Source organism: Phaeobacter sp. JH204B, assembly GCF_048055755.1.
Lineage (GTDB): Bacteria > Pseudomonadota > Alphaproteobacteria > Rhodobacterales > Rhodobacteraceae > Phaeobacter > Phaeobacter bryozoorum.
Genome location: NZ_JAYMXF010000019.1, coordinates 240,840 through 256,159 on the forward strand (window position 1 = coordinate 240,840; position 15,320 = coordinate 256,159).

A 15,320-nucleotide genomic window follows, 5' to 3' on the forward strand; every position below is an offset into this window, starting at 1 on the left:
GGTTTATCCCCCCGCCAGGTCAGGGATACTGGCCAGATTCCTCAGCACGTGATGCGGCCTCCACGGCAGGCGATCCATAGGTTCACCACTTCGGTTCACCCAAGCCGTGGTAAACCCGTATCCCGCCGCACCGGCAGCGTCCCAGCCGTTGGAGGACACGAAAAGCACTTCATCGCGCTGGCAGCCAAAGCGTTTGCCGACAAGATCATAGACCTGCGGGTCCGGTTTAAAGACACCAACGCTTTCGACAGAGAGCACATCGTCCAACAGGTCGCCGACCCCTGCGGATTGAACGGCTCCGTCCAGCATCTCGGGTGATCCGTTGGAGAGGATTGCGGTCTGCAGGCCCGCAGTCTTGAGGGCGCGCAGCATCTGCGGAACCTCATCATAGGCCTGAAGCTGCCAGTAGAGATCCAGCAGGCGCTTTCGCAGCTGCGGGTCACCGCTCAGGCCGGTGGCCTCCATGGCCCAATCCAACCCGTCCTGGGTGACCTGCCAGAAATCGGCATGTGAGTTTGTGATTACACGCAGCCAAGTGTATTGTAGCTGCTTCAGCCGCCAGTGGTTGGCCAGCTCTGCCCAATGGTCGATCAGATGCGGAAATTCCGGCTCACCTGCAGCTTGCCGTGCGGCCGCTGTCACATCGAACAATGTGCCATAGGCATCAAAGATACAGGTGCTGATTGCCATGGGGCCTCCGGTTCGATGTCCTGCGGTTGACCCAGCCTAGGCGCAAACGGGGCGCAAATTCCAGCCACAATCATCTCCCGCCGCTCTGCTGACGCCCGGGCACGGTGCGACCGGGGCTGCTTCGGATCATCGGGTTTACATCACGGTGGTGTCCTATACTGTGCGCGCCTTTGTAACGTGAAAGCAACTGGAGGTCCCATGACCGAGGTAAAAAGCGGCGATACCGTACGCATCCACTACACAGGCAAGCTGACAGACGGCAGTGTCTTTGACAGCTCTGAAGGGCGCGAGCCGCTTGAGTTCACCGTCGGCTCTGGTCAGGTTATCGAGGGTATGGACGCCGGTCTGCTCGGCATGGCCGCAGGCGAGACGAAAACGCTCAACATTCCCGCGGATCAGGCCTATGGCCCCAGCCACGACGAGGCGCGGCAGAGCATTCCGCGTGAAGGGATCCCTGATGACATCCCGCTTGAGGTCGGAACACAATTGCAGATGCAGGCTCCGACGGGCGAAGTGCTGCCGGTGACCGTGGTTGAGGTGAGCGAGGCGACTGTGACCCTTGACGCCAATCATCCCCTGGCAGGCAAAGACTTGATCTTTGATATCGAGCTGGTCTCGATCAACTGATTGCATCTGAGGCGGTGCCTCTTGCGCCGCCTCGTCAAACCGGCTCTTTTGCAGCGGGATATGCCGTGGTGAAAGAGGACGGAATGACTGATATTTCTACGTCAGCCGCATTGATGGATCTTCTGGGTATATCCGTGCCGATTCTCCAGTCTCCCATGGCCGGCGTCAGCACGCCCCAGATGGCGGCGGCTGTCAGCAATGCCGGTGGGCTGGGCGCCCTGGGTATCGGAGCGGCAAGCATCGACCAGGCTGAGGAGATGCTGCGTCAAACGGTGGCACTGACTGGCCGACCCTTTAACGTCAATGTGTTCTGCCACCGGCCAGCGCTTGAGGATCCCTCCCGCGAGGCGGCCTGGCTCAGCGCCTTGGCACCGGTGTTTCACAGCTACAATACGGCGCCGCCGGAGGCGCTGCGCGAAATCTACACCAGCTTCTGCGTTGATACCGATATGCAGGAGATGCTGATTGCGCAGCGCCCGGCAGTTGTCAGCTTCCACTTCGGTTTGCCGCCGCAGGGGGTGATCTCGGCTCTGAAGTCAGCCGGCATCATCTTGCTGGCCACAGCAACCTCACTTGCCGAGGCTGCTGTGTTGGCGAGCGCCGGGATCGACGCCATTGTTGCACAGGGGTGGGAGGCCGGAGGCCATCGGGGTATCTTTGATCCGCGCGGCGCGGATCCCAGGCTTGGAACTCTTGAACTGGTCCGCGAACTGGTCACCAACCTGAACCTGCTGGTGATCGCCGCAGGCGGGTTGATGACCGGTGCCGATATTGCAAAGGCGCTGGTAGCAGGTGCCGCTGCTGCGCAGTTGGGCACCGCGTTCATCGCCTGCCCCGAGAGCAGTGCCGATGCGGGCTATCGGGCCGCCTTGCTGGCCGCGGATCCGAAAACAGAGATGACAACGGTAATTTCAGGGCGCCCGGCCCGCTGCCTGAGAAACCGTTTCACCGACCTTGCGCAGAAGCTCGATCCGACGATCATTCCTGATTACCCCATTGCCTATGATGCCGGGAAAGCCCTGAATACTGCGGCGAAGCAGGCTGGCGAGCCCGGATATGGGGCGCAATGGGCCGGGCAGGGCGCTGCCGGAGTTCGTGCTATGCCCGCGGCTGATCTCATGCAGCAGCTTCTTTCAGAACTGGCTGCGGAACAGTGATTTCAAGCGGAGACAGCAACAAGAAAGGGCATCCGCTGGGTGCCCTTTTTTGTGACAGGGATTGGCAGCAGGTCAGAGATTGTCCTGCTGCGGCATGCCAAGGACATGAAAACCACCGTCGACGCGGATGATCTCGCCCGTCGTGCAGGCCCCTGCGTCGGAGGCGAGATAGACGGCTGTACCACCAACCGCTTCCAACGTGGCGTTATCGCGCAATGGGGCGTTCTGCGCCGTATGTTTAAACGTCTTGCGGGCACCACCGATGGCGGCCCCTGCCAGGGTTTTCATCGGGCCGGGGGAGATGGCGTTCACACGGATGCCTTCGGGGCCGAGATCATTGGCCAGGTAACGCGTGGCGCTTTCCAATGCCGCCTTTGCGACACCCATCACGTTGTAGTTGGGCACCACTCGGTTCGATCCCTGGTAGGTCAGGGTCAGCAACGTGCCGCCATTGGCCTTCATCAGCGGGTAGGCGCGGCGCGCCACCTCGACAAAGGAATAGGCGGAGATATCCATCGAATTCTTGAAGTTCTCGCGGCTGGTGTCGAGGAAACGTCCGGTCAGCTCGGTCTTGTCCGAATAGGCGATGGCGTGCACCACAAAGTCGACGCTGTCCCAGCGTGCCGCCAATTGCTCGAACGCGGTGTCGAGCGACGCATCATCGGTGACGTCCACATCGACCATAAAGTCGCTGCCAACGCTCTGGGCCAGCGGTTCCAACCGTTTACCAAAGGCTTCACCCTGATAGGTGAATGCCAGTTCGGCCCCCGCATCGGCCATGGCCTTAGCGATGCCCCAAGCGATCGAACGGTCGTTTGCGACCCCCATGATCAGGCCACGTTTGCCCGTCAATACTCCTGACATCCGCCGTTATCCTTTGTATTTGCTCAATACCATTGAGCCATTGGTGCCGCCAAAGCCGAAGCTGTTGGTCATTACGCTGTCAAGGCCCGCGTTTTCCACCAGCTGGGTTGCGACCTCTCCCGGCTCGATGCCCTCGGCCAGCGTGTCGACGTTGATCGACGGCGTGATGAAGTCATTGTCCAGCATCAGAAGGCAGAAGATCGCCTCCAGTGCGCCCGCCGCGCCCTGCGCATGACCGGTCATTGATTTGGTCGAAGAAATCGGCGGCACGTTGCCCGCGCCGAAAACCCGGCGGGCCGCTTCGATCTCGCCGACGTCGCCGACCGGGGTCGAGGTGCCGTGGGCGTTGATATAGTCCACCTTGCGGCCGTCCGGCAGGGATTGCAGGGCCAGACGCATGGCGCGCTCGCCGCCTTCGCCGGAAGGGGCGACCATATCGTGGCCATCGGAGGTGGCGGCAAAGCCGGTCACTTCGGCGTAGATCTTGGCACCGCGCGCCAGGGCGTGATCCAGATCCTCCAGCACGACGATACCGCCGCCACCAGAGATCACGAAACCGTCACGGTCCTGATCAAACGCGCGGGAGGCTTTCTCCGGCGTGTCGTTGTATTTGGACGACATCGCGCCCATCGCATCGAACAGGCACGACAGGGTCCAGTCCAGTTCCTCGCCACCACCGGCGAACATCACATCCTGCTTACCCATCATGATCTGCTCAGCCGCATTGCCGATACAGTGCAGCGAGGTCGAGCAGGCCGAGGTGATCGAGTAGTTGATACCTTTGATTTTGAAGGCTGTGGCCAGATTTGCCGAGATCGTGGAAGACATGCACTTGGGAACAGCAAACGGCCCGATCCGCTTCGTGGCTCCGGTTTTCAGCACGGTCTGATGGGCTGCCAGCATGGCCGATGTGGACGGCCCGCCCGAACCGGCCACCAGACCGGTCCGCTCATTCACCACTTGATCTTCGGAGAGGCCGGCATCGGCAATTGCCTGGCTCATCGCTATATGGGCATAGGCCGCGCCAGCCCCCATAAAACGCAGGGTACGCTTGTCGACATGGTCAGCAACATTCAGCTTGAGCGTTCCCGCAATTTGGCTGCGAAAGCCATGCTCGACCATTTCGGGGCTGGCCTCGATGCCAGATTTTCCTGCTTTGAGAGAGGCAAGAACCTCTTCGGCATTGTTCCCGATGGACGAGACGATGCCCAGACCGGTGACGACGACGCGACGCATGATGCGTACTCCTATTTCTTGTTCAAGGGGCGGGGAGAGCTGCGGATCAGCTCTCGGAGAGGGCCACCTTCATGTCCTTGACCTGGTAGATAACTTCACCATCGGCTTCCACGATGCCGTCGGCAACCCCCATGGTCAGGCGACGGGTCTGGATCGCTTTGGTGAAATCGATCTTATAGGTCAGCATCTTGCGGTCGGGGCGCACCATCCCAGTCAGTTTCACCTCGCCTACACCCAGCGCATAGCCGCGACCCTGCCAGCCACGCCAGCCCAGGTTGAAGCCAGTGAGCTGCCAGAGGCCGTCAAGACCCAGACATCCGGGCATGATCGGGTTGCCGGGGAAATGACAGTCAAAGAACCACAGGTCAGGCGTGATATCGAACTCGGCCGTAATGTGACCCTTGCCGTGGGCGCCGCCATCGGCCGACACATCGGTGATGCGATCCATCATCAACATGGGAGGGGCGGGCAGCTGTGCGTTGCCAGGGCCGAACAGCTCGCCTCTGGCGCATTTTAGCAAATCGTCTTTGTCAAAGCTGCTGGGGTAATCGGCCATGCTGGCGCTTCTCCTGCCTATGTTATGATCGTGTATCTGGCTCCCTGTAGCACCCGTTTCGACTCTCCTGCAAGGGTTCCGGGTGCCGAGGGCACACCAGCATTCAGCCTGTGGCCTTCAGGTTTTTCAACTGTGACAGTCTACAGATACAGATCGGAGCTACGCAAATTGAATTGAATGCAAGGACCCTTTCGGCCTATAAATGCGGCCAGCAACGCTATGCAGGACCGCTACATGACGCCAACACCAGCAGATATCGCTACCAACTGGCTGGAAACAGCCGGATTGCGCCCGACCCGTCAGCGGGTGGCGCTGGCAGAGTTGTTGGTGGGCGACGGCAAGCATCGCCATGTGACCGCCGAGAGCCTGTTTGACGCGGCAAAGGACAAGGGTGCAGCTGTTTCACTTGCGACGGTCTACAACACGTTGCGCGCCTTTTGCGATGCTGGCGTCTTGCAGGAAATCACAGTCGATGGGTCCAAAAGCTATTTTGACACCAATACGCACGACCACCCCCATTTTTACTGGGAAGACGAGGGGCGTCTGTCGGATGCGCCATCCGATCAGCTGGTGATCAAGAGCCTGCCCGCGGCGCCGCAGGGCGTTGAAATCGCGTCCGTCGACGTTGTGATCCGACTGCGCAAGGTCTGATCGTAGGAACGCCGGGCGCTGCGCTCATGTGCGTGCTAGAGTATTTCCGTAACCGTTTTCGCCAGAATCTGCTGCGCGGTCTCTATCACGCTGCCTTTTGACGGCGGGCTGTGGCTGATCAGGACCAAGGGCTCCTCTGCCGATGTGTCGCTGATGGATATCGCGACCAGTGGCTTGCCATCGTAGGAGCGTAAATCGGGGGGCCTGCTGTAGGTGATGCCGATCCCTTCGCCATGGGCGGCCAGGCTGCGCAGCAGCTCGACCGATGCCGCCCGGTGGGCAATTCGGGGCAGCGCGCCAATGGATTTGAACAGCCCAAGCATGTGGCGCACGGACAATCCTTCTTCGGACAGAATCAGGGGCTGTTCGGCCAGATCGGCCAAAGACAGGCGGTCACGATCTGCAAGTGGGTGACCATTGGGCATCAGCGCTACGGGGCCGCGCCGCAACACCTCCTGCCGGACGAAGCTTGCATCCACGCCCAGGTCATAGCTGATCGCCAAGTCGATATTCCCGGCGGTCATCGAGGCCAGCAGTGGTTCAAAGTGATCCGTCCTGTAGCGGATGGCCACACCGGGCAAGCCGATCCGAAGGCGCTGCAGCGCTGGGGCCAACAGAAAGGGAGCCAGATCGGTAAAACATCCCAGGGTCAGCTGCTGGCCGTCGGTTTGATCTGCGCCCCGACGTTCCAGCCGCGCGGCCTGATCCAGGAGCGCTTGCGCACGGTCTGCGAAACTGCGGCCTTGTGGAGTCAGGATCATGCCGGCCCCGCGACGCCTCAGGAACAGGGGCTCTCCCAGCTGCGCCTCAATCCGGGCAAGCGCTGTGGACAACGCGGGCTGGCTGACATGCACGGCGGCAGCCGCCGCCGACAGGCTGCCGTGCTGAGCGATCGCGCAGACATATTCGTAGTGGCGTAGAGTTAAGTATAACATCAGTTTATTTTCTGCATACTAAGATATTATTTGAGCACGCCGCCCCGCCGGGTGCAACATCGGCCCGAAACGGGTGACTGCAACCAGATGCTGTCACCCGTACTCCCGATACTAAGGATTGATCGATGCCCCATCCCCTCATCACCCGAGACCATATTGACGATTTCCAACGCGATGGCGTTGTGTTGATCCGCGGTCTCTTCGTCGATCAGGTCGATATTCTGCGCGACGGCGTCGAGGCGAATATGGCGCAGCCCGGTCCCTATGCTTCCAACAATGAAAAACCCGGGCAGACCGGGCGGTTCTTTGATGACTATTGCAATTGGACCCGGATCCCTCAGTTTCAGCAGGCAATCGAACAATCGCCCGTTGCGGAGGTGGCCGCAGATCTGATGCAGTCCAAACGGGTGCAGATGTTCCACGACCACGTGCTGGTGAAAGAGCCGGGCACCTCCATGGCGACGCCCTGGCATCAGGATGGGCCTTATTATTTCGTCGAAGGGCAGCAGACCATCAGCTTCTGGTCGCCGCTCGATCCTGTCACGAACGCCTCGCTGCGATGCGTTGCAGGCTCGCACCGCTGGGAGAAGGAGGTGTTGCCAACGCGCTGGGTCTCCGAGGAGGGCTTCTTTGCTGATGAGGGGCAGTACATGCCGGTGCCGGATCCCGATGCCGAAGGGATGACAATCCTGGAGTGGGAGATGCAGCCAGGTGACGCCGTCGCCTTTAATTACCGGACGCTGCACGGCGCCCGTGCCAATACCAGCGAAACCCGTCGCCGCGCCTTTTCGTTGCGTCTGGTCGGGGAGGACGCACGCTATATTGAACGCCCCGGCCCAACCTCGCCGCCCTATCCGGGCCATGACATGGTGTCGGGTCAGACCCTCCGCGAGGATTGGTTTCCCGTTCTATTGCAGCGCTAAGCTATGACAGGGTCGCGCTGCATTGGCGCTCGGAGCCTAGAACCACTGTCCCGGCTCCATCAGGCCCAGATCAAGCAGCTGACGAGAATGCCAGTCAAAGGGGGCCGAGTTGTGCCATCGAAAACTGTCGATCTCAAAGGAGGATCCCGGGTTGCGTTTCAACGCCTTTGCGGTGCGAAAAGAGCAAATCGCGGCGGTCAGATTGTGGTGCCAGGGGCAGGCGTAGGTGTTGTACTCCGGTTCGTTGAACCGGTGATCCTCAAACAGCCATAGTTCCGGTTTTGCACGGAACAGCGAAATCCGGTCGATCTTTCGGCTTGCTGCGGGGATATGTTCTTCATAGCGCCAGCGTATGCCGCCGTAGAAATCCAGCTGGCGATCAAGCGGATGGCCGGTCTGTGGATCAATGCGGGCCTGTGCATAGTAGCCGGATTTATCCAGATGCGCGGTTTCCAGCGATACGCCGTTTGGTGCTGCGTCCAGATCGGCGGCATAAAGATCAATGACATAGGTCAGCATGGCCGAGCGCCGCTCTTCGCCATGAAACCCCAAGAGTTCGACAACATTGCGGCTCTCACAGAAGGGGTAGAACAGGTACTCTGCATTATAGCAGTAATAGAGCCAGCAACCCGGTGCGGCTCTCGCGATCACCTTGTTGATGGCCTCAATCACCGCTTCACGCGCGCTACAGTCAAACGGCACACGGTGGATGCGCGTCTCCAGATCGTAGGGGATGTCGAAAGCGTCCGGCATAAAGGCCACAACGGTTGTAAAGCCGAGATCAAGATGGTGGCGCAGGGTGGTCGCAATCTCCACCTTATCCTCGACAAAGATCAGAGCGACGGGCCCTGTTGTCAGGATCTTGTCCCCGGCGCCAAGAAACCCTTCGAGTGATGAATGCATCATATCTGATTGCCTGCTGTTCTCTGCCGACTTCCCTGTCTGGCGATTGCTGCTAAAGTCGGGTAATCCGCGCGCCATTGCAAGCAGAGCCGTTTCCGGCTATGCCACGCCGCTGTTGCGACCCTCCGGTGAAAAGGTTGTCCCCATGAGCGCCCCGAAGAAGCTGTTTATCAAGACCTATGGCTGTCAGATGAATGTCTATGACAGTGAACGCATGGCCGAGGCGCTGGGCGGCGAAGGTTACGTTGAAACCAAATCGCCGGATGACGCCGACATGATCCTGCTGAACACCTGCCACATCCGGGAAAAGGCGGCGGAGAAGGTCTATTCCGAACTGGGGCGCTTCAAGGGGCTGAAAGCGCAGAAGCCGGACCTGAAGATTGGCGTCGCGGGCTGCGTCGCCCAGGCCGAGGGCGAGGAGATCATGCGCCGCCAGCCGCTGGTCGATCTGGTGGTCGGCCCGCAGAGTTATCACCGGCTGCCGGAGATGGAAGCGAAGGCCCGCAAGGGGGAGAAGGTGCTGGACACCGATTTCCCCGAGGAAGACAAATTCGAGAAGCTGAAGAACCGCCCCAAAGCCAAGCGCGGCCCGACGGCGTTTCTGACCGTGCAGGAGGGCTGCGACAAGTTCTGCGCCTTCTGCGTGGTGCCCTACACCCGCGGCGCCGAAGTGTCGCGCCCGGCGGACCGTATCCTGCGCGAGGCTCAGGAATTGGTGGAGCGTGGCGTGCGCGAAATCACGCTCCTCGGCCAGAACGTGAACGCTTATCACGGTGCTGGCGCCAACGGCGACCTGACCCTGGCCCAGCTTATCTGGGAGCTGGACAAGATCGACGGGCTGGAGCGCATTCGCTTCACCACCTCGCACCCCAATGACATGCAGGACGACCTGATCGAGGCGCATGGCACCTGTGCCAAGCTGATGCCCTATCTGCACCTGCCGGTACAGGCGGGTTCCGACAAGATCCTCAAGCGGATGAACCGCGCACATACCGCCGAGAGCTATATCCGCCTGATCGAGCGGATCCGCGCCGCGCGCCCAGACATCCTGATCTCAGGCGACTTCATTGTTGGCTTCCCGGAAGAAACCGAAGAAGATTTCCAGGCCACCATGGACCTGGTGGAAGAGGTGAAATACGGCACCGCCTATTCCTTCAAATACTCCACCCGGCCTGGCACCCCGGCGGCCGAGCGTCCCCAGGTTGACCCGGCTGCGGCTGACGACCGGCTTCAGCGCCTGCAGGCCCTGCTGACCAAGCAACAGCGCGAGGTTCAGGACAGCATGGTTGGCCGCGAGGTTGGTGTTCTGTTTGAAAAGGCGGGCCGCTTCGCGGGCCAGATGGTTGGCAAATCCGATTACCTGCATGCGGTGCATGTTGCGGATTGTGATCGCGCCATCGGTGATCTTGCCCGCGTGCGGATCCTGTCCTCTGGGGCCAACTCACTGGCGGGCGCTCTGATCGATTGATCATGGGCGGGGGCGGTCGCGCAGCCGATTGCGCCCCCAGCGCGACATGGCGTCGTGAAACTTCTGATTTCCTTAAGCAAATGATTGCAATTTGCGTTCTATACCTGCGAATATCACGGTAACGGCCCGAATAAAGCCTGCGTGGCCGCAAGAATGACGCCTGCGAATGACTGGTGTAAGGGGGATATTGGGTGTGTTGAAACCAATGAGGAAACAACTCTGCGGACTCGTGGCCACCGTTGTCGCGACTGTCGGCTTGAATGTGGGCGCTTTGCTGGCGCAGGACGCCGGTGTGATCGGTCAAAGCTATATTCCAACCATCTGGGTTGATCCCGACGGTTGCGAGCATTGGGTGATGGACGATGGCGCCGAAGGTTTCATGACACCCCATGTCACGCGAGACGGGAAACCGGTTTGCCGTCGGGGCAATATCTGCGGCGTGATGCCCAGCGATCAGTTCTTTGCCACCAACAGGCATCACATCAGCGCCGCCGGGCAACAGCGCCTGCGCGAGTTTTTCCAGTCCGCGAATGCCCGATCCTTCATCATCACGGGCCATACCGACAGTCGCGCATCAGATGAATATAACATGCGGCTGTCTCAGCGCCGTGCCGATGCGGTCGCAAAAGTCGGCCAATCGGTTGGCGCCCGCATCCTTGAGGCGCGGGGTTACGGCGAACGCGATCCGCGTGTCCCCAATGATTCTGCCGCCAACATGGCGCAGAACCGTCGCGTCGAAATTATCTGCCTGCGCTGAGGAGCATCGTTATGTCATTCACCAGAACAGCGCTTCTTGCGTCCTTGGCGATCGGTCTGTCTGCCTGTGGCGACAAGGTCGACAAAACCGTGGATCGTGGTTTTGACAGCAAGGATCTGTCTCAGCTGAAGGCGGGGATTTGGGTTGATCCGACCGGCTGCGATCATTGGATCATTGACGACGGGGTAGAAGGTTACCTGTCGCAACGGCTGGCGCCGGATGGCCGCCCGGTCTGTTCCGGCGTCGCTCCTCCGAATACGGCGGTTGGTCCGTTCAAATCCGGGTCCAGCATCGAGGACCCGATTTGACGGAATTTCGTTACCACTGCAAACAACTGCCTATTGGCCGTCCTTTTCGGGCGGCCATTTTGTTTCAATCGCGTGAAATTGCCGACGCGTAGCTTGCGCCGGGGCGACCGGAGAGGCACACTGAAAGAGCAACGTCAAAGACAGGAGACCGGATTGGCCATTGGCACTTTGACCCCATCGCATGAGCAGGATTCCTCACATGAGGCGCTGCTCGAATTTCCTGATAACCGACTGCTGATTGATCTGTGCGGTGAATACGACCGCAATCTCGCGACGCTCGAGCAGACGCTTGGTGTTCAGATTGTCCGGCGCGGCAACCAGCTTTCGGTGCTGGGAGAAGAAGCCGCCCGCGATCAGGCCGCGGCGGTTCTGGCAGCGCTGTATGACCGGTTGGAAACCGGCCGCAGTGTTGAGGCCGGCGATATTGATCGTGAATTGCGGATGGGACAGGAACAGGTGGAAAATCCCGGCAGCCAGCTGGAGATGTTTCGGGGCGGCAAGGTCGAGATCAAGACGCGTAAGAAACTCGTCGAGCCACGTACCGACGCTCAGAAAGCCTATGTCCAGTCGCTGTTCGAACATGAGCTTGCCTTTGGGATCGGTCCGGCTGGCACGGGCAAAACCTATCTTGCTGTTGCTGTTGGCGTGAGCATGTTCATTACCGGGCATGTCGACAAGATCATCCTCAGCCGCCCTGCGGTGGAGGCGGGCGAGAAGCTCGGCTATCTGCCCGGCGACATGAAAGATAAGGTCGATCCTTATATGCAGCCGCTCTATGACGCGCTGAATGATTTCCTACCCGGCAAACAGTTGGCGAAGCTGCTGGAAGAAAAACAGATCGAGATCGCGCCGCTGGCCTTTATGCGGGGGCGTACGCTATCCAATGCTTTTGTTGTTCTGGATGAGGCGCAGAATGCCACCACCATGCAGATGAAGATGTTCCTGACACGTTTGGGTGAGGGATCGCGCATGGTCATCACCGGCGACCGCAGCCAAGTTGACCTGCCGCGCGGCGTGGCGTCGGGGCTGGCGGATGCGGAACGTCTGCTGAGCAAAATCCCCAAGGTGAGCTTTAACTACTTCACATCTCGTGACGTGGTGCGACATCCGCTTGTGGCGGCCATCATCGAGGCCTATGAGGCGGATGAGAAATCCGTCTGAACCAGCCTTCGGTTGCTGAACGAGGGGGATGCAAATTCATATTGGGTTGGGGCCTTCATGGAAAACCACCCAAGAAACGCCCTCCCGGACCTGTCGGAACGGGCTGCCTTGGCATTGAGACTGGACTATGACTCTCGACATCTCCATTGAAGACGCTCGCTGGCAGGACATCGGCTTGTCAGCGCATGCCGAGCAGGCCGTTGATGCGGCGCTGTCGCATTTCAATCTCGATCCGGACGACTGCGAACTATCCCTGCTGGCCTGCAATGATGCGCGGATCATGGAATTGAACACTGAGTTCCGTCAGAAGGCCAAGCCGACAAATGTGCTCAGCTGGCCAGCCGAGGAACTTGCCGCCGAGGAACCGGGGGGTGACCCGCTGCGACCCGAGGCGGATTTTACCGGCGAAATACCGCTCGGCGACATTGCGATTGCCTATGAGACCTGCGCAGGTGAGGCCGAGGCCGCTGGCAAGCCATTGGCCGACCATTTGCGTCATCTGATCGTTCACGGAGTGTTGCATCTTTTGGGTTACGATCACATTCGTGACCCGGACGCCACTTTGATGGAAGGTCTTGAGGTGGAGATACTTGGCAAAATGGGTATCGATGACCCATATACATTGGATGACAGCCCCAATCACGGGCGTATCGGATAGGAACGATGGACGATATAGACGGAAGTTCTAACGCAGCGCAGGGCGCGCTGGAGAACAAGGACAGCGCTGGCGACACCGCAGCGGCTGCACAATCGACGGGGTTTCTGGGGCGTATTTTCAGCTCCTTTACTCCGACCGAAAGCGAGGAAGACGTGGATTCCGGACCGGAAACACGCCTGGCGAACCAGCCGCACGGGATGATCAATCTGCGGCGTTTGCGGGTCGAGGACGTTGCCATTCCCGCAGCGGAAATCGTGGCAATCCCGGCCTCGACTCCGAAAGATGAACTTGTTCAGGTCTTCCGCGAAAGCGGTTTTACCCGTATCCCCGTCTACGAGGGCACGCTGGATACACCCATCGGCTTTGTCCACCTCAAGGACTTTGCCCTGATGCACGGTTTCAACGGCACCGATGCCGATTTCGCGCTGGACGCTATGGTGCGTCCTTTGCTGTTTGTCCCGCCGTCCATGACGATTGGCGTTCTGCTGACAAAAATGCAGGCAGAGCGCCGCCACATGGCGTTGGTGATTGATGAATATGGCGGCGTCGATGGTTTGCTGACCATCGAAGACCTGATCGAGCAGGTTGTTGGCGAAATTGAGGACGAGCATGACGCGGGCGAAGATCAGACCTGGTTCCGTGAGAAACAGGGCTGTTATGTCGCGCAGGCACGTACCCCGCTGGATGAGTTCGAGAATGAAATCGGTCGGTCGCTGACCAGTCACGATGACGTCGACGGCGAGGAGATCGATTCCCTTGGCGGTCTGGTCTTCATGCTGTCAGGACGCGTCCCTGCACGGGGTGAGGTCATTCAGCATCCCGACGGGCCTGAGTTCGAGGTTATGGACGCCGACCCGCGCCGGATCAAACGCCTGCGGGTGCGGTTGCCCGATTGTTCGGGATGATTGCTGCGGTCCGGCGGCGTGCCGGGCTGCGGCCGGTCATTCTGCCATTGGTCACGGCGGTTGCTGCGGGTGGTCTTCTGGCCTTCGCGCTTGCACCGTTCCATATGCTCTGGCTGGCTCCGTTCTGCCTGGGCGCAGTGGGATATCAACTGCTTCAGCTTTCGACCTCCCGGCAGGGCGCATTTTTCGGCTGGCTTCTGGGGACGGCCTATTTTTCCGTCGGCATGATCTGGATCTACGAGCCGTTTCAGATTGATGCAGAACGCTACGCCTGGATGGCGCCCTTTGCCGTCGTCGGTCTTGCCGCCGGATTGGCGCTGTTTTGGGCGCTGGCGTTTGGTCTGGCTGTTCGGCTCAGGCGCGGTGGCAACCGGATTGTCCTGCTGATTGCCGCGCTGTCGCTTGCCGAGTTTGCACGGGCCTATGTCCTCACAGGGCTGCCCTGGGCAGCGTTCGGGCAATTCTGGATTGATACGCCTGCCGCAGGGCTGCTGCCCTGGATCGGGCCACATGGTCTAGCCTTCTTCACCCTCGTTGCGACTTTACCGCTAGGGCTGATATCGCGTCGTCCGGTCGTTGCGCTGCTGCCCATGCTGCTTGTCGGTGGGGCTATCCTGCTGATGCCGCAGCAGCCCTCTGCCATGCTGACGGGTAAGATTATTCGTCTCGTTCAGCCCAATGCGCCGCAGGACGAGAAATGGCACCCGGATCTGCGCTGGTCGTTTGTTGATCGCCAGCTGGACTATTCGCGCGCGCCAGCTCGCAGCGGACAGCCCGTCGATCTGATTGTCTGGCCTGAAACAGCCGTTCCGTTGATGCTGAATTATGCGGATGACGTGTTGAGCGAGATTGCGGATGCGGCTGGAACTACCCCAGTTCTGCTGGGCATTCAGCGCCGGGAAGAGGGCCGCTATTACAATTCAGCAATCGTACTGGATGGCGCTGGTAACGTTGGCCAGATCTACGACAAGGCGCATCTGGTTCCCTTTGGTGAGTATATTCCAGCTGGCAATCTGATGGCGCGTATTGGCGTCCATGGGTTCGCCTCTCAGGCCGGGGCAGGTTACGCATCGGGGCCGGGACCGCGGCTGTTGGATCTGCCGGTCGGCAAAGCGCTGCCACTGATCTGCTACGAAGCGGTTTTCCCACAGGATGTGAACGGGGCACCGGACCGGGCTGATCTGCTGATTCAGATCACCAATGATGCCTGGTTTGGCACCTATTCCGGTCCGTATCAGCATCTGGTCCAGGCGCGGATGCGTGCTATTGAGCAGGGGCTGCCCATGGTGCGGGTTGCCAATACCGGCATCTCGGCAATGATTGATCCACATGGCCGCGTCCTGGATGCGCTGCCTTTGGGGGAGGCCGGCTATCTGGACGCAGCGCTGCCTGCGCCGCTGCCGCCTACGCTCTATTCGCGGACCGGTGACCTGCCAGTGTTTCTCGGCTGCATTCTCCTCGGCGGGTTGGCGCTGCGACGCAGAACCACAGTTGCGCGCGGGTCATAGCTGCTTAACCTCT

General features: G+C 59.9%; 17 protein-coding genes. 11 read left to right on the plus strand and 6 right to left on the minus strand.

What is annotated here, in order from left to right; translation table 11 throughout:
• Positions 1–3 precede the first annotated feature (3 nt).
• On the minus strand, positions 4–690 hold the full coding sequence (locus VXL81_RS11450; RefSeq protein WP_416536512.1) for a haloacid dehalogenase type II: 687 nt from the start codon (positions 688–690) through the stop codon (positions 4–6).
• A 198-nt stretch (positions 691–888) separates the two neighbouring features.
• Here VXL81_RS11450 and VXL81_RS11455 point away from each other — a divergent pair, with 198 nt between their 5' ends.
• The gene (locus VXL81_RS11455) at positions 889–1,317 is read left to right on the plus strand and encodes an FKBP-type peptidyl-prolyl cis-trans isomerase (protein WP_340544413.1); all 429 of its coding nucleotides are present in this window, start codon (positions 889–891) and stop codon (positions 1,315–1,317) included.
• A gap of 83 nt (positions 1,318–1,400) precedes the next feature.
• Positions 1,401–2,474, plus strand: coding sequence for an NAD(P)H-dependent flavin oxidoreductase (locus tag VXL81_RS11460; RefSeq protein WP_416554324.1), 1,074 nt, complete (start codon positions 1,401–1,403; stop codon positions 2,472–2,474).
• A 72-nt stretch (positions 2,475–2,546) separates the two neighbouring features.
• Here the strand turns inward: VXL81_RS11460 and VXL81_RS11465 are convergent, their stop codons facing one another.
• From VXL81_RS11465 to fabA, 3 genes are read right to left on the minus strand one after another with little or no spacing between them, the layout of a single operon-like run.
• Positions 2,547–3,338 (minus strand): enoyl-ACP reductase FabI, encoded by a 792-nt coding sequence (locus tag VXL81_RS11465; protein WP_340544415.1) that lies wholly within the window; start codon positions 3,336–3,338, stop codon positions 2,547–2,549.
• Positions 3,339–3,344: 6 nt separating this feature from the next.
• Positions 3,345–4,574, minus strand: a complete 1,230-nt coding sequence (fabB, locus tag VXL81_RS11470; protein WP_340544416.1) for a beta-ketoacyl-ACP synthase I — start codon at positions 4,572–4,574, stop codon at positions 3,345–3,347.
• 46 nt (positions 4,575–4,620) lie between these two features.
• Positions 4,621–5,130: a bifunctional 3-hydroxydecanoyl-ACP dehydratase/trans-2-decenoyl-ACP isomerase gene (gene fabA / locus VXL81_RS11475; RefSeq protein WP_340544418.1), complete on the minus strand. Its 510-nt coding sequence runs from the start codon at positions 5,128–5,130 to the stop codon at positions 4,621–4,623.
• Positions 5,131–5,364: 234 nt separating this feature from the next.
• On the opposite strand from fabA, the gene irrA reads away from it, so the two are divergent.
• On the plus strand, positions 5,365–5,781 hold the full coding sequence (gene irrA / locus VXL81_RS11480; protein ID WP_260099685.1) for an iron response transcriptional regulator IrrA: 417 nt from the start codon (positions 5,365–5,367) through the stop codon (positions 5,779–5,781).
• 35 nt (positions 5,782–5,816) lie between these two features.
• On the opposite strand, the gene VXL81_RS11485 is transcribed toward irrA, so the two are convergent.
• The gene (locus tag VXL81_RS11485) at positions 5,817–6,716 is read right to left on the minus strand and encodes a LysR family transcriptional regulator (protein ID WP_416554326.1); all 900 of its coding nucleotides are present in this window, start codon (positions 6,714–6,716) and stop codon (positions 5,817–5,819) included.
• A gap of 125 nt (positions 6,717–6,841) precedes the next feature.
• Here VXL81_RS11485 and VXL81_RS11490 point away from each other — a divergent pair, with 125 nt between their 5' ends.
• Positions 6,842–7,639, plus strand: coding sequence for a phytanoyl-CoA dioxygenase family protein (locus VXL81_RS11490; protein WP_340544421.1), 798 nt, complete (start codon positions 6,842–6,844; stop codon positions 7,637–7,639).
• Positions 7,640–7,675: 36 nt separating this feature from the next.
• On the opposite strand, the gene VXL81_RS11495 is transcribed toward VXL81_RS11490, so the two are convergent.
• The gene (locus VXL81_RS11495) at positions 7,676–8,545 is read right to left on the minus strand and encodes a glycosyltransferase family 2 protein (protein WP_416554328.1); all 870 of its coding nucleotides are present in this window, start codon (positions 8,543–8,545) and stop codon (positions 7,676–7,678) included.
• Between the two features lie 142 nt (positions 8,546–8,687).
• On the opposite strand from VXL81_RS11495, the gene miaB reads away from it, so the two are divergent.
• The 7 genes from miaB to lnt all read left to right on the plus strand — a co-directional run bounded on the left by miaB (position 8,688) and on the right by lnt (position 15,307).
• On the plus strand, positions 8,688–10,010 hold the full coding sequence (gene miaB / locus VXL81_RS11500; protein WP_416536518.1) for a tRNA (N6-isopentenyl adenosine(37)-C2)-methylthiotransferase MiaB: 1,323 nt from the start codon (positions 8,688–8,690) through the stop codon (positions 10,008–10,010).
• A 205-nt stretch (positions 10,011–10,215) separates the two neighbouring features.
• Positions 10,216–10,767: an OmpA family protein gene (locus VXL81_RS11505; protein ID WP_102876144.1), complete on the plus strand. Its 552-nt coding sequence runs from the start codon at positions 10,216–10,218 to the stop codon at positions 10,765–10,767.
• An 11-nt stretch (positions 10,768–10,778) separates the two neighbouring features.
• Positions 10,779–11,075, plus strand: a complete 297-nt coding sequence (locus tag VXL81_RS11510) for a hypothetical protein (protein ID WP_340544426.1) — start codon at positions 10,779–10,781, stop codon at positions 11,073–11,075.
• 153 nt (positions 11,076–11,228) lie between these two features.
• The gene (locus tag VXL81_RS11515; protein WP_416536521.1) at positions 11,229–12,236 is read left to right on the plus strand and encodes a PhoH family protein; all 1,008 of its coding nucleotides are present in this window, start codon (positions 11,229–11,231) and stop codon (positions 12,234–12,236) included.
• Positions 12,237–12,363: 127 nt separating this feature from the next.
• Positions 12,364–12,894, plus strand: a complete 531-nt coding sequence (gene ybeY, locus VXL81_RS11520) for an rRNA maturation RNase YbeY (RefSeq protein ID WP_416537249.1) — start codon at positions 12,364–12,366, stop codon at positions 12,892–12,894.
• A 5-nt stretch (positions 12,895–12,899) separates the two neighbouring features.
• Positions 12,900–13,799 carry a hemolysin family protein gene (locus VXL81_RS11525; RefSeq protein WP_416536523.1) on the plus strand — a complete coding sequence of 300 codons (900 nt, stop codon included), beginning with the start codon at positions 12,900–12,902 and terminating at the stop codon, positions 13,797–13,799.
• On the plus strand, positions 13,796–15,307 hold the full coding sequence (gene lnt / locus VXL81_RS11530) for an apolipoprotein N-acyltransferase (RefSeq protein WP_416554358.1): 1,512 nt from the start codon (positions 13,796–13,798) through the stop codon (positions 15,305–15,307). Before VXL81_RS11525 ends, lnt begins: the two co-directional genes overlap by 4 nt.
• Positions 15,308–15,320 lie beyond the last annotated feature (13 nt).

Bases quoted from the DNA above. Each gene is read 5' to 3' on its own strand.
- VXL81_RS11495 (WP_416554328.1), bottom strand. From the start codon at position 8,545: ATGATGCATTCATCACTCGAAGGGTTTCTTGGCGCCGGGGACAAGATC.
- VXL81_RS11485 (WP_416554326.1), bottom strand. From the start codon at position 6,716: ATGTTATACTTAACTCTACGCCACTACGAATATGTCTGCGCGATCGCT.
- VXL81_RS11525 (WP_416536523.1), top strand. From the start codon at position 12,900: ATGGACGATATAGACGGAAGTTCTAACGCAGCGCAGGGCGCGCTGGAG.
- fabB (WP_340544416.1), bottom strand. From the start codon at position 4,574: ATGCGTCGCGTCGTCGTCACCGGTCTGGGCATCGTCTCGTCCATCGGG.
- ybeY (WP_416537249.1), top strand. From the start codon at position 12,364: ATGACTCTCGACATCTCCATTGAAGACGCTCGCTGGCAGGACATCGGC.
- irrA (WP_260099685.1), top strand. From the start codon at position 5,365: ATGACGCCAACACCAGCAGATATCGCTACCAACTGGCTGGAAACAGCC.
- VXL81_RS11465 (WP_340544415.1), bottom strand. From the start codon at position 3,338: ATGTCAGGAGTATTGACGGGCAAACGTGGCCTGATCATGGGGGTCGCA.
- miaB (WP_416536518.1), top strand. From the start codon at position 8,688: ATGAGCGCCCCGAAGAAGCTGTTTATCAAGACCTATGGCTGTCAGATG.
- VXL81_RS11450 (WP_416536512.1), bottom strand. From the start codon at position 690: ATGGCAATCAGCACCTGTATCTTTGATGCCTATGGCACATTGTTCGAT.
- VXL81_RS11490 (WP_340544421.1), top strand. From the start codon at position 6,842: ATGCCCCATCCCCTCATCACCCGAGACCATATTGACGATTTCCAACGC.
- VXL81_RS11505 (WP_102876144.1), top strand. From the start codon at position 10,216: ATGAGGAAACAACTCTGCGGACTCGTGGCCACCGTTGTCGCGACTGTC.
- lnt (WP_416554358.1), top strand. From the start codon at position 13,796: ATGATTGCTGCGGTCCGGCGGCGTGCCGGGCTGCGGCCGGTCATTCTG.
- fabA (WP_340544418.1), bottom strand. From the start codon at position 5,130: ATGGCCGATTACCCCAGCAGCTTTGACAAAGACGATTTGCTAAAATGC.
- VXL81_RS11455 (WP_340544413.1), top strand. From the start codon at position 889: ATGACCGAGGTAAAAAGCGGCGATACCGTACGCATCCACTACACAGGC.
- VXL81_RS11510 (WP_340544426.1), top strand. From the start codon at position 10,779: ATGTCATTCACCAGAACAGCGCTTCTTGCGTCCTTGGCGATCGGTCTG.
- VXL81_RS11460 (WP_416554324.1), top strand. From the start codon at position 1,401: ATGACTGATATTTCTACGTCAGCCGCATTGATGGATCTTCTGGGTATA.